14 protein-coding genes are annotated in these 11,536 nt (G+C 74.3%); 6 read left to right on the top strand and 8 right to left on the bottom strand.

Annotation, left to right across the window (positions count from 1 at the left end):
- Positions 1-128 precede the first annotated feature (128 nt).
- Positions 129-572, bottom strand: coding sequence for a MarR family winged helix-turn-helix transcriptional regulator (locus AB0J97_RS12225; RefSeq protein ID WP_364087494.1), 444 nt, complete (start codon positions 570-572; stop codon positions 129-131).
- Positions 573-681: 109 nt separating this feature from the next.
- On the opposite strand from AB0J97_RS12225, the gene AB0J97_RS12220 reads away from it, so the two are divergent.
- Positions 682-1,134, top strand: coding sequence for a MarR family winged helix-turn-helix transcriptional regulator (locus AB0J97_RS12220; protein WP_364087491.1), 453 nt, complete (start codon positions 682-684; stop codon positions 1,132-1,134).
- A 49-nt stretch (positions 1,135-1,183) separates the two neighbouring features.
- A complete protein-coding gene (locus AB0J97_RS12215) occupies positions 1,184-1,954 on the top strand; it encodes a hypothetical protein (protein WP_364087488.1) in 771 nt (256 codons plus the stop codon).
- Positions 1,955-1,976: 22 nt separating this feature from the next.
- Here the strand turns inward: AB0J97_RS12215 and AB0J97_RS12210 are convergent, their stop codons facing one another.
- From AB0J97_RS12210 to AB0J97_RS12190, 5 genes are read right to left on the bottom strand one after another with little or no spacing between them, the layout of a single operon-like run.
- Positions 1,977-2,618, bottom strand: a complete 642-nt coding sequence (locus tag AB0J97_RS12210; protein ID WP_364087486.1) for a response regulator transcription factor — start codon at positions 2,616-2,618, stop codon at positions 1,977-1,979.
- The gene (locus AB0J97_RS12205) at positions 2,606-3,796 is read right to left on the bottom strand and encodes a sensor histidine kinase (RefSeq protein WP_364087484.1); all 1,191 of its coding nucleotides are present in this window, start codon (positions 3,794-3,796) and stop codon (positions 2,606-2,608) included. The genes AB0J97_RS12210 and AB0J97_RS12205 overlap by 13 nt, the downstream gene beginning before the upstream one ends.
- Positions 3,797-3,836: 40 nt before the next feature.
- Positions 3,837-6,260, bottom strand: coding sequence for an ABC transporter permease (locus AB0J97_RS12200; RefSeq protein ID WP_364087482.1), 2,424 nt, complete (start codon positions 6,258-6,260; stop codon positions 3,837-3,839).
- Entirely contained in the window at positions 6,257-6,982 is a 726-nt protein-coding gene (locus AB0J97_RS12195; RefSeq protein ID WP_357707922.1) for an ABC transporter ATP-binding protein, read from the bottom strand. Before AB0J97_RS12195 ends, AB0J97_RS12200 begins: the two co-directional genes overlap by 4 nt.
- Positions 6,983-7,002: 20 nt before the next feature.
- Entirely contained in the window at positions 7,003-7,173 is a 171-nt protein-coding gene (locus tag AB0J97_RS12190) for a hypothetical protein (RefSeq protein WP_364087479.1), read from the bottom strand.
- A gap of 187 nt (positions 7,174-7,360) precedes the next feature.
- On the opposite strand from AB0J97_RS12190, the gene AB0J97_RS12185 reads away from it, so the two are divergent.
- A complete protein-coding gene (locus AB0J97_RS12185; RefSeq protein ID WP_364087476.1) occupies positions 7,361-8,125 on the top strand; it encodes an NAD(P)-binding domain-containing protein in 765 nt (254 codons plus the stop codon).
- 60 nt (positions 8,126-8,185) lie between these two features.
- Here the strand turns inward: AB0J97_RS12185 and AB0J97_RS12180 are convergent, their stop codons facing one another.
- Positions 8,186-8,974, bottom strand: a complete 789-nt coding sequence (locus AB0J97_RS12180; RefSeq protein ID WP_357707815.1) for a class I SAM-dependent methyltransferase — start codon at positions 8,972-8,974, stop codon at positions 8,186-8,188.
- Between the two features lie 98 nt (positions 8,975-9,072).
- Here AB0J97_RS12180 and AB0J97_RS12175 point away from each other — a divergent pair, with 98 nt between their 5' ends.
- Genes AB0J97_RS12175 through AB0J97_RS12165 form a run of 3 tightly spaced genes read left to right on the top strand, consistent with a single transcriptional unit; the run spans position 9,073 to position 10,613 of the window.
- Positions 9,073-9,462 carry a hypothetical protein gene (locus AB0J97_RS12175; protein ID WP_357707816.1) on the top strand — a complete coding sequence of 130 codons (390 nt, stop codon included), beginning with the start codon at positions 9,073-9,075 and terminating at the stop codon, positions 9,460-9,462.
- Between the two features lies 1 nt (position 9,463).
- Positions 9,464-10,060 (top strand): TetR family transcriptional regulator, encoded by a 597-nt coding sequence (locus AB0J97_RS12170; RefSeq protein WP_364087473.1) that lies wholly within the window; start codon positions 9,464-9,466, stop codon positions 10,058-10,060.
- A 25-nt stretch (positions 10,061-10,085) separates the two neighbouring features.
- Complete coding sequence (locus AB0J97_RS12165; protein WP_364087471.1) at positions 10,086-10,613, top strand: GNAT family N-acetyltransferase; 528 nt, start codon at positions 10,086-10,088, stop codon at positions 10,611-10,613.
- A gap of 4 nt (positions 10,614-10,617) precedes the next feature.
- On the opposite strand, the gene AB0J97_RS12160 is transcribed toward AB0J97_RS12165, so the two are convergent.
- Positions 10,618-11,445: a TetR/AcrR family transcriptional regulator gene (locus AB0J97_RS12160; RefSeq protein ID WP_364087468.1), complete on the bottom strand. Its 828-nt coding sequence runs from the start codon at positions 11,443-11,445 to the stop codon at positions 10,618-10,620.
- Between the last annotated feature and the right edge of the window lie 91 nt (positions 11,446-11,536).

Genomic DNA, 11,536 nt, shown 5'->3' with positions numbered 1-11,536 from the left:
GGCGTGGGCCCGCTCGGCGCTCATCGACTTCCGGCGTGACGCACCAGCACTCTCCTTTGTCGGATCCAGACAACCAACGCGGGCCGCCTTAAGTCAAGCGCCTGATTTCTGCGCGTGGGCCGGGGGCGTCACAGTGCGGCGGCGCGTTCTCCGGCCGTGAGCACCACCGTGAGGGCGGTGTCCAGCTCGGCCGGATCGATGCCCTCGAAGGCGGCGTCCGTGATCTCGCGCGCATGCGCGTACAGGGCCGCGAAGTAGGCCGCGCCCGCCTCGGTCAGCTCTGCCGTGGCGGGGGCGTTCCCCGGCCGGTACGCGACATGCCCCGCCGCCGCGGCGCGTTCGAGCACCCGTACGGCGTCCGGCCCGGCCAGGTCGAGACGGCGGTCGAGTTCCCTCACCACCTCGTCCGCGGGCAGGGGGGCGGCCGCCTCCTTGAGCAGGGTCAGCAACATCCAGGTGGGGAAGTCCGCGTCGAAGTCCGCGAGGGCGCGACGGTGCAGCCTGCCGATCAGGCGTGCGGTCTCGCCGAGCGCGCGGCCCAGGCTGGGACGCGGTCCGGGGTTCACGGTCATGGGGTCTCCTTCGTGACTGGCGGCACCTTCTGTTGGTGCCACCAATGATGGTGCCACCAACAATACACCCCATTTGATGGCCCCACCAACAATCGACTAGCCTGGCGACGTGAACCGCGCCCCGCACCCGACCCCCGCCCGGCTGCGCGCCCTGCCGAGCTGGGTGATCAACCAGACGGCGACGGCCGCCAACCGGCTGACCGACCGCGCGCTGGCCGGCACGAGTTCCCGGCGCCAGTTCGCGATCCTGTCGGCCCTCGACGAGTACGGCCCGTCCAGCCAGGCCGATCTGGGCAGATGCACCGGGATCGACCGCAGCGACGTGGTGACGGGCGTCACCACGATGGTCGAGCGGGGATTCCTGCGGCAGCGGCCCGACGCGGCCGACGGCCGGCGCAACATCGTCACCCTCACCCCCGAGGGGAAGGAACATCTGGAGCGGCTCGGCGCTCTGATCGCCGACGCCCAGGACGAACTGCTGCGCGCCCTCTCCCCGGCGGAATCGAAGATGATGCTCGACCTGCTCAGGCGAGTGGTCGCCGACGATCAGGACGCGACGTGAACCGGGGCCGGCGCGTACGGGTTTCCTCGCCGGGCAAGGAGAAATGACTATGGAACAGGAGCAGGTGCGCATCGTAGGCACCACCGACGACCTCGCCGACCTCGCCGGGAGGTTCCCCACGGGGACTCCCGTCCAGATCGACGCCGAGGAGATCGAGCCGGGCCACGAGCCGGGCAGCTCGGCGGGATGGGCGGTCGTGGCCAGAGCCGAGCTGCTGCCGGTCGGCGAGCGCGGCGGCCTCGCGGCGCCGGGCGAGCCGATCGCCACCGGAGAGGCCGACGCCGACGGCAACCGCCCGTTGCTGTTCACGCCCGTGCTCGTCCTGCAGTCGCGCAAGCTCGCCACGCCCGGCCGGTTGGGGCCCACGGCCCGCGCCGCCGACCCCTGCCTGCGCCGCGACGACGCCTACGAGCGCATCGAGCGCGACGGCGACGCGACCCTGTACCTGATGGAAGTGCTGGAAGCGGTCGAGAACCTGCGGGACGAGACCGACGGCGTGGCCGCCGACCGCGACCGCCTCCTGCACCCGGCGGCGCGCAGCCACCTGGCCTCGGCCGTCGAAGCCCTGAAGGCGGCGCGCGCCGCGGTGAACGAGGCCACCCGCTTCGGCAACGTGTGCGAACTCGTCCGCGGCGCGGACCACGACGACGCCTGGGCCGGGAAGATCGAGGACGGTCAGCCGTGCGACCCGGCGAACCTGCACGGCCTGCTGGTCGACCTGCCCGGCGGCCCGGCGGGGCGACCGGCCTGCCCGGTCCACGCCGAACTGGCGCGGCGACACGTGCCCGAGGCCACGGTACGGCCCAACCCGCACGCGTAGGCGGACGTCCAGCCGGGGCCCGTCAGCGGTCGTCGAGGAAGGTCAGCACGGCCAGGACGCGGCGGTGGCCGCCGTCGGAGACGGCCAGGCCGAGCTTGGCGAAGATGCTGCCGATGTGCTTGTGCACCGCGTTGTCGGTGATCGTCAGCCGTTCGCCGATCTCGGTGTTGCTCAGGCCCTGGGCCATCCACGACAACACCTCGCGTTCCCGGCCCGTGAGGCTGTCCAGGCCGTCGCCGCGCCCGACCATGAGCTGGGCGATGACCTCGGGGTCCATGACCGTGCCGCCCGCGGCGACCCGGCGGACGTCCTCGACGAACTGGCCCACCCGGCTGACCCGGTCCTTCAGCAGGTAGCCGACGCCGCCGGAGCCGTGCGCCAGCAGCTCGCGGGCGTAGACGCGCTCGACGTACTGGGACAAGACCAGGATGGGCAGAGTGGGGTCGGCGCGCCGGAGGGCGACGGCGGCCCTGATGCCCTCGTCGCGGAACGACGGCGGCAGCCGCACGTCGGCGATCACCAGGTCGGGGCGGTGCTCGGTGACGGCGTCCAGCAGGCCGTCGGCGTCCGGCACGACCGCGGCCACCTCGATGTCCTTGCTGGTCAGGAGCAGTTCCAGCCCGGTGGAGAGCAGGACGTTGTCCTCGGCGATCACGACGCGCACGGCAACTCCACGACGAGACGGGTGGGCCCTCCGGAGGGGCTGTCGATGCTCACCGTACCGTCGAGCGCGGCGGCCCTCCTGCGGATGCCGGTGACGCCGGTGCCGCGGCTCTCGTCCACGCCGCCCCTGCCGTCGTCGCTGATCTCGATGCGCAGCACGCGTCCCGACGCCAGCCGTACGGCGACGCGGGCGGCGCCGCTGTGCTTGGTGGCGTTCGTGACCGCCTCGGCGACGATGAAGTAGGCCGCCGTCTCGACCGCGGCGGGCACGGCGCCGAGGCCGCTCACGTCCGTCTCGACGGGCAGGCCGGCCTGCGCCGTCACGGCGGACACCGCGCCGGCCAGCCCCCTGTCGGCCAGGATCGGCGGATACATCGTGCGGATCACCTGGCGCAACTCGGTCATCGCCTCCTCGGTTCCCTCATGCGCGTCCTTCAGCAGCCGGCCGACGGGCCCGCCGTCGTCGTCGAGCGCCTCGCGGGCCATCGCCAGCCGCATCGCGATGGCGACCAGCCGCGCCTGCGTGCCGTCGTGCAGGTCGCGCTCGATGCGGCGCAGCTCGGCGGCGTGCGCGTCGAGGACGTTCGACCTGCTCTCGGTCAGCTCCCCGACGCGCTCGGCCAGCCGGTCGGCCTCCGACGGGGCGAGCGCGGCCAGGCAGGCGCGGGCGTGCAGACGGGCCAGCCTCGGCAGCGCCCACCAGGCCAGCGGCGCGGCCAGGACGACCTGCGCGACGCCCATGCCGATCGCCCGCTCCCACCCGGTCACCGGGAAGGCCAGCAGCAGCCGCAGCGGTTCGTCGGCCGGGAACAGCCACCACAGCGGGGCCTCCAGGACGGGGTTCACCAGCAGCCCGGCCACCCCGAGCGCGACCAGCGCGACGGGCAGGCCCACGGCGACGTGCAGCGCCGTCCAGCGCAGGTCGCGCCGGGACCGCGTGCCCAGGAGGAGCTGCCGCCACCGGTCACGCACCCCGGCCGCGGCGGGCGGGGCCGGGCGCGGCGGGACGTCGACCTCCAGCACCGCGCCGGCCTGCACGCGCTGCCATTCGGTCCACCTGTGCAGCACCGCCATCATGCGCGGCACCAGGACGAGCCCCACCCCGCCCACCGGGACGAGCAGGACGCCCGCGACGAGCACCGCCAGTGCGACCATGGCCGCCAGGGCCGACGCGAACACGATCAGGTGATACCGAACAAACCCCCACAGATTCTTCACATCAATTCATGATCTTCCGGGCGGGTAGCTCCATGGCCAGGGACACAATCGTCATCGCCCCCAGAATAGAGGCCGGTACCAGCCACAACGGCCCCGCCGGCAGCGGACGGGCCAGGAAGCCCACGCTCAGCAGCACCAGCGGCACGGCGGCCAGCACCAGCCCCGACGCCGATGCCCCGGCCCCCACGAGCAGCGCCTCCCAGCGCACCACGCGCCTGAGCTGACGCGGGGTCAGGCCGATCGCGCGCAGACCGGCGAACTCCTCGCGGCGCGCGGTCGTCGTCGCCACCAGCCGGTTGGCGACCGCCACCAGCACGTAGGCCAGCAGCACGGCGAGCACGGCGACGTTCACCAGCGTCTGCGCCGAGGCCATGGCGGCCTGCGGTCCCGCGGCGCGGCTGTCGAAGCGCAGCTCGGCGCGGCGCGCGAGGTCGCCGAAGTCGGCGGGACGGGCCAGCACGGCGCTGTCCAGGCCGGTCGTCGTGTGCGCGGTGGCCAGGTCGCGGGAGACCACGATCGGGCCGAACCCGAGGGCCCGACGGTAGGTGGCGGCCACCCGCGCCCGCACCCGCGCGCCGTCGCCCATGATCACGTCCATGGTCTGGCCGACCCGGCCCAGGTGCTCGTCCACCGCGACGGTCTCGCCCTTGAGCCCGGACAGCCGGCCGTCCGCGAGGTCGAGGTCGACCAGGCCCTCGGCGTCCGGGCCGAGCGCCATGGCCGGTCTGGCCATCAGGGCGGGGCTGTCACCGGCCAGGAGCGGCCCGGTCACCACGGTCGTCATCGCCATGCCCGCCGCCTTCGTCCGCGACCGCACGTCGGCCAGCAGGTCGCGCGGGACGCCGCCGAGGCCGGGAGCGCTGATCGTGACGAGCCCGCGCAGGCCCAGGGCGGCCTCGTCGGACTGCGCCCTGGCCATCGTGGTCTGGGTGAGCACCACGCTGAGGCCGAGCGTGACGACCATGCCGAGGGCGGCCACGGCTCCGGCGGTGCGCAGCGCGTACCCGTGGCAGTTGTGCACCGCCAGCCAGAGCGGGCCGGGCAGCCGCGTCATGAGCCGCGAGCCGGACACCGCCCGCGCCGCCCCCTGCACCAGCCGCGGCCCGGCCAGGGCCAGGCCGATCACCGCCACGATCGCGGCGGTGCTCGGGCCGATCACGGCCGCCTCGCTCCGCACGACCAGCGGCATCGCGGACAGCACCAGGGCGGCGAGCATGAGCAGCAGCCCCGCGCGGGTCCGCGCCGGCGACGGCGTGCGCGGCTCGGGCAGCCCGGAGACGACCGGCATGCGCGAGACCCGCAGCGAGCCCGCCCAGGCCGCCACCCGCGTGACGCCGAGGAGCAGCAGGGTCGCCGCCACGGCCGGCAGCGGCCCGTGGACCAGCGGCTGGTCCGCGCGCACCAGCCCGATCCCGGCCAGCAGCTCGCCGAAGCGGGCGGCCAGGAAGTAGCCGAGCGCGGCCCCGGGCGGCACGGCCGGCAGCGCCGCCGCCACGGCCTGGACGGCCACCAGCCGGCGCACCTGGCGCGGGGTGGCGCCGGCCGCGCGCAGCAGGGCGAGGTCGCGGCGCTGCCGGTTGACCGAGAGCGCCAGGCCGCCACCCACCACGAACCCGACCACCAGCAGGCTGATGCCGCCGATCGAGGAGGGCAGGACCAGCAGGAGCCCGCGGCCCGCCGCCGCGCCCGGCGACTCCGCGTCGGCCCGGTCGCGGCCCGTGGCGTACTCGTAGCCGTCGCCCAGCCGGGTCTTCAGCCGGGCGGCCAGCGTCTCGGGGGAGACGCCGGGCGTCGCCCGGACCGCGACGAGGTCCACCGTCCCCGGCCTGCCTGCCGTCCGGGCGGCCAGCGTGGCGGCCACGTCGTCGGGGAAGTACACGCCCGGGGTGTCCACCACGGCCGTCACCCGGTAGGTGGCGGGCGTGCCGGCCGCCGTCACCCGCAGCCGGTCCCCGACCCGGCCGCCGCTCACGGCGATCTCGTCGGCGGCGCGCGGCGCGCGACCCGCCGTGACCCGGCCGCTCAGCGCGAGCGACGACCATCCGTGCCCGGCGGTCGCGGGATCGGCGGTACGCCCGGCGTCACCGGCCGGGTGTTCCGTTGTCCCGACGACGACGACGGCGGCGGGGAAGCCGACGTCGCCGGCCACGGCCGCCGCCCCCGGCACCCCGGCGGCCGAGGCGACCAGCGAGCGGGGGAGCCGGGCGCGTTCGGGCAGCGCGATGTCCGGCTCCTCCTTGAGGGGGATCGACTGCCGCGCCGAGACCACCACGTCCGCGCCCGACAGCCGCAGGGGCGGCTGAGCGCGGAAGGCCGAGTCCACCAGCACGCCGGTCGCCGTCACCAGCGCCATCCCGCCCAGCACCGCCGCGAACACCACGACCAGGCCGCCCGCCTTGGCGAGCGCCAGCGCGAGCTTGATCACGCGACCCGCTCCGCGCTCAGCCGGGCCAGCCGGACGGCCAGGTCCTCGGCGCTCGGGGCGGGCAGGACGTCGAGGACCCGCCCGTCGGCCATGACCACGGTGTCGTGCGCGCGAGCCGCGGCGGCCGGGTCGTGGGTGACCATGACGACGGTCTGGCCCAGGTCGTCGACCAGCTCGCGCAGGAGGTCCAGCACGTGGGCGGCGCTGCGCAGGTCCAGCGCCCCGGTGGGCTCGTCGGCGAACACCACGTCCGGGCGCGCGGCCAGGGCCCGGACGATCGCCGCGCGCTGCTGCTGCCCGCCCGACAACTCCGTGGGCCGGTGACGCAGCCGGTCGCGCAGGCCCATCCGGTCGATCAGCTCGCCGAGCCAGGCCCGGTCCGGGCGCACGCCGGCCATCCGCAGCGGCAACGTGATGTTGTCCTCGACGGTGACGGTCGGCAGCAGGTTGTAGGACTGGAACACGTAACCGAGGTGCTTCCTGCGCCACTCCGTGCGGCGGGTCTCCGACATGCGGGTGACCTCGACGCCGCAGATGGTGATCTCGCCGGAGGTCGGCGGCTCCAGGGCGGCGGCGGCCTGCAACAAGGTGCTCTTGCCCGAGCCGGACGGCCCCATCACGGCCACGAACCGGCCGCGCGGGAAGGCCAGCGAGACGTCGTCGAGGGCGACCACGTCCCCGTAGGTCTTGCTGACCCGCTCCAGCATGACGACCGCGCCCATGCCCGTGCCCGTGCCCGCGCTCATGATCGGCGCCCGGCGAGGTGCAGGACGATGAGCCCGGCGATGGCGCCCACGCCCACCACGCCCGCCACCAGCCCGACGGGGTTCAGATCGCCCCGAGTGACGATGTTGGCCACCACGTTCACCGAGGCTCCGCATACCGCCAGCACCCACAGCAGGGCACGCGACACCGGTCGCCGAGTCCGGGTCCGAGGGCGGCGCGCCGAACGGTCATATGTGTCAATTCTGTACGGATCGCTCATGAAGACGACGCTACGGACATCGGCCGCCGCGATGAATCCCGCCAGCAACCGAAAGGACGGTACAGACTGCTGTAGTACGTCAGGCACAAGACCATGCATCTCGGAGGAAGACACTGTGAAGCGGATCGGCGTCATCGGGGTGGGCGAGATCGGCCGGGCCATCGTGACGGGCCTGTGCGAGGGCCCCGGCGAGCGTCCCGAGGTGTACCTCTCGCCACGGGGAGCGCGCGCGGCGGCGGAGCTGTCGAAGCGCTACGAGGACGTGCACGTGTGCGCCTCCAACCAGGAGGTCGTGGACCGCTCCGAACTGGTCGTCATCGCCGTGCGCCCCCCTGACCGGCACGAGGCGCTGGCCGGCCTGCGCGTGGACGACGACACGATCGTGGTCAACGTGATGGCCGGCGTGTCCGTCGAGGAGCTGCGCAAGATCCTGGACACCGGCGCCCCCCTGGTGCGCGCCATCCCTCTGCCCGCCGTCCGCGAACGCGGCTCCGTCACGGTGACCTGGCCGGCGCACCCGGCGACCGACGCCCTCTTCGGACGGCTGGGCGGCGTGCTCGCGGCCGAGGACGAGGCGGCCTTCAACGTCTTCTCCGCGCTGACGGCCACGCTCACCACCCAGCTGTCCTACCTGGCCACGCTCAGCACGTGGGCCACCGGCCACGGCGTCCCGCCCGAGGTAGCCGAGGGCTACGTCCGCGGGCTCTTCCAGGAGCTGGGGCGGGCGCTGGGCGACGAGAGCCGTTCCCTGGCCCGGCTCGCGGCCGACCACGAGACCCCGAACGGCAGCAACGAACGCGTCCGCACCACCTGGTTCACCCCGGCCAGGTCCGAGGCCCTCGCCGAGACGCTCGACGACCTGCTCGACCGCCTCACCTGACCGCGGGCGCCCCGGCGCCAGGGACGCGTGGCGGCCCGGTCGTCCAGGAGCGGTCCGGGCTCAGCCGGGCCGGTGGGCGACGGTCAGCAGGTGTCCGCTGACGCCCAGCAGCGAGGGCTCCGACTCCATCGAGCGCTGGGCGTCCAGGAGCAGGGCCCGGCGTCCGGGGTCGTCGAGCCAGTCGTTCACGTCGCCGTGCAGCCAGAACGTGCCCTCCAGGCCGTACCGGGCGGCCTCGGGCAGAGCGGCATCGGCGAACTCGGCGGGAACCTCGTCCGGGTGGTGGAAGTAGGCCGGGAAGCCGCGCCGGGGTGAGAGCATCACGCCGTGCGCTGCGGCGGCGTGGGCCGCCTCCCGCTGCCGTTCCTCCAGGTAGGTGCCCAGGTTCACGGTGTCGAGCACGGCCGCGTACCGGTTGATGGTGGCCGCGGCCACCACGCCGCCGGGCCGGACGGCACGCCGGGCCTCGCTCAGCGCCCGCACCCGGTCGGCCCGCTCGGACAGGTGGTAGAGCGGGCCCAGCAGGAGGACGGCGTCCACGCCGCCGTCGGGAACGGGCAGCCGCCGCGCGTCGCCCGTCGCGGCGCGTAGCCCCGGCACCAGCGCCGCCCGCTCCACGTGCAGCGGCACGGGGTCCAGCAGCTCCACCTCGTATCCGTCGGCCAGCAGCCATTCGGCGTGCACGCCGGTGCCGCCGCCCACGTCGAGGACCCGGGCCGGGGGCGGCGGCAGCGTGCGGCGCAGCACGTCCTGGGTGCGCCAGAACTCCAGGCGGCCGCGCCCCTGGCGCAGCCGGTCGTGCTCCAGGCCCTGTGCGTAGTAGGCCAGCACCTCTCGTGTCACGGTCATCGTCGATCGTGACCGTACGGCCGCGCGGGCGGCAACGGATTATCACTCCACCGCGAAGGACTGCGCACTTCTTTATCCGGGCGTGTAAATTTATCCATATGGATAACTCTCAGGTCTGGCGGCTCGTCCGGATCCTCTTCGCCGTCGTGCTCGTCCTCTCGATCGCCACGCTGGGCGTGGCCGCCGTCGTCGGCGGCAACTGGGTGGTGTGGCTGCGCGCCGCCGCCGTCGCCGCGGCCTCCGCCTGGCTCGTCTCCCTGGCCGGGCAGGCCGCCCAGGGCAGGCGGGCCGCCTACGTGCGCATCCGCTTCGTCTCCTTCGCCGCGCCGATCGGCGTCGTCGTCATCCTCCTCGCGCCGGACAGCGGCTACCCGGTGTGGATGAAGGCCGAGCAGGCCGTGGTCGGCGTCCTGGTCGCCGCCGTCGCGGTCGTCGTCAACCGCCGTGCCGTGCGCGCCGCGTTCCCGAAGCGTGGCAAGCTGGGCTGACATGGAGAGCTCCGGAACCCGTCAGGCGGCCACCGAGGCCCGCAAGGCCCAGATCGCCTCCGCCGCGATCGCCGTGCTGGCCGAACGGGGTTACGCGGAGACCACGTTCGAAGCCATCTGCGGTCATGCCGGGCTGAGCAGCAAACGGCTGATCTCCTACCACTTCTCCACCAAGGAGCAGCTCTTCGAGGCCGTCGTCCGGCAGGTCGTCACCGACGCGGCCGCCTTCATGCGGCCGGCGATCGAGGCCGCGTCCGGAGCCCGTGCCCGGCTTGAGGCGTTCATCAGGGCGAACATCGCCTTCATCGCCGCCCACCCCGCCCACGTGCGCGCGGTCCAGCAGATCGCGTTCGGCCGCGCGCACGTGGGGGACGGCGAGCAGGACGCCGCCGTCGCCAGGCTGGCCGCCCTGTTCGAGGACGGCCAGAGCACCGGCGCGTTCCGGGCGTTCGACAGCGTGCTGATGGCCACGTCCCTGCGCGCCTGCATCGACGCCGTGGCCGACCGCGTCGCCGGCGGCCTCGACCCCGGCCACTGCGCGGACGAGCTCGTCGACCTCTTCGACCGCGCCACCGCCGGAACACCCCGCCCGTCCTGACCGGCCGTCGGGCATGATGGCCGGCATGCCGGATCTCATCGACCCCACGGCCGGGCTGCGGACGTCCTTCCTGGAGGCGGTGGCCGAGTTCCGCGCCGACCGGGACTTCCCGGTCCCGTGGTTCGTCCAGGACGTCGATCCCGAGGCCCTGACCGGCCCGGCGGCCTTCGCCGCGTACGCCGGCCGGCTGCTCGGCGAACGCACCGAGGCGGGCACGCGCGCGGGTTTCGTGCCGATGACCACGCTGTGGTGGGCCGACGGCGACCGCTTCCTCGGCAGGCTGGCCGTCCGCCACCGGCTCACCCCTGAGCTGGAGAGGCTCGGCGGCCACATCGGCTACGACGTGCGCCCCGGCGCCCGGCGGCTGGGGCACGCGACGGCGATGCTCGCCGCGGCGCTGCCGATCGCGCGACGGCTGGGCATCGCCCACGCCCTGGTCCTGTGCGACCGGACGAACACCGCCTCCCGGCGGGTCATCGAGGCCAACGGCGGCCGGCTCCTCGACCTCACCGAGCGCAAACGCCGCTACCGGGTGCCCACCGGCCCCGAATAGCCGCTCACCCGCGCCGCAGCAGCAGCTCGATGCCGTCGAGCAGGCGGTGGATGCCGAACTCGAAGATGTTCTCCGGCTCCGACGCCTCGAACGCCTCGTCCCCGAACTCCGACACCATCGGCAGCCGCTCCGCCCCGATACTGCGCGCGAACGCCTCCTTGCGGGCCCGCGCCCACTCCCGCCGCGAGTGCCGGCTGGTACGTGCGGCCTGCGCCTCGTGGGCGAGCGGCACGGCGGCGCTCTGCACGTACGTGCCGATCAGGATGGCGACCTGGACGAGCGTGGCGAAGTCGAGCCCGTGGCCGTCGAGCGCGCGCATGCGCCAGTCGGTGTAGGCCATCAGCGCGGGCGCGACCGGCGGCCGGGTGGTGACCGCGACCAGGTGCGACATCCACGGGTGCCGCCGGTAGAGCTCCCACTCCAGCCGCGCGGACAGCTCCAGTCTGGCCCGCCAGCCGTCCGGCCCCGGCTCGGGCAGCGGGCGGGCGGCGAAGACGGCGTCCACCATGAGGTCGTTGAGCTCCTCCCGGCTCGGGACGTACCGGTAGAGGGACATCACGCCGACGCCCAGGTCCGTCGCGATCCGGCGCATCGACACCGCGGCGACCCCCTCCCGGTCGGCGAGCGCGACGGCGGCCCGTACGACCCGGCCCTGGTCGAGCGCCGCCTCGGCCCCGGCCCGTCCGGCCGGGGCCGCGGGCTCCTCGGCGGGCGGGGGCTCGGCGAGCCGCGCCCGGTAGGCCCTCGTGCGGCAGGCGCGCGAGCAGTAGCGCCGGGGCCGCCCCCGCTCCGCCGTCCGGAGCTCCCGCCCGCACACCTCGCACACCGCCACGTAGCGCCCCTTTTCGTCACCACCGAATTCTGTGACGAAATTATACTTCATCCCTTTAAAGTCGCATTAATCGGCAATTGATGTACGGTGT

Origin of the sequence: Nonomuraea sp. NPDC049607 (assembly GCF_040675375.1) — a bacterium.
Classification (GTDB): Bacteria; Actinomycetota; Actinomycetes; order Streptosporangiales; family Streptosporangiaceae; genus Nonomuraea.
This window is presented reverse-complemented; position numbering and strand designations above follow the sequence as displayed.

Bases quoted from the DNA above. Each gene is read 5' to 3' on its own strand.
- AB0J97_RS12225 (WP_364087494.1), bottom strand. From the start codon at position 572: ATGACCGTGAACCCCGGACCGCGTCCCAGCCTGGGCCGCGCGCTCGGC.
- AB0J97_RS12215 (WP_364087488.1), top strand. From the start codon at position 1,184: ATGGAACAGGAGCAGGTGCGCATCGTAGGCACCACCGACGACCTCGCC.
- AB0J97_RS12195 (WP_357707922.1), bottom strand. From the start codon at position 6,982: ATGGGCGCGGTCGTCATGCTGGAGCGGGTCAGCAAGACCTACGGGGAC.
- AB0J97_RS12180 (WP_357707815.1), bottom strand. From the start codon at position 8,974: ATGACCGTGACACGAGAGGTGCTGGCCTACTACGCACAGGGCCTGGAG.
- AB0J97_RS12175 (WP_357707816.1), top strand. From the start codon at position 9,073: ATGGATAACTCTCAGGTCTGGCGGCTCGTCCGGATCCTCTTCGCCGTC.
- AB0J97_RS12170 (WP_364087473.1), top strand. From the start codon at position 9,464: ATGGAGAGCTCCGGAACCCGTCAGGCGGCCACCGAGGCCCGCAAGGCC.
- AB0J97_RS12165 (WP_364087471.1), top strand. From the start codon at position 10,086: ATGCCGGATCTCATCGACCCCACGGCCGGGCTGCGGACGTCCTTCCTG.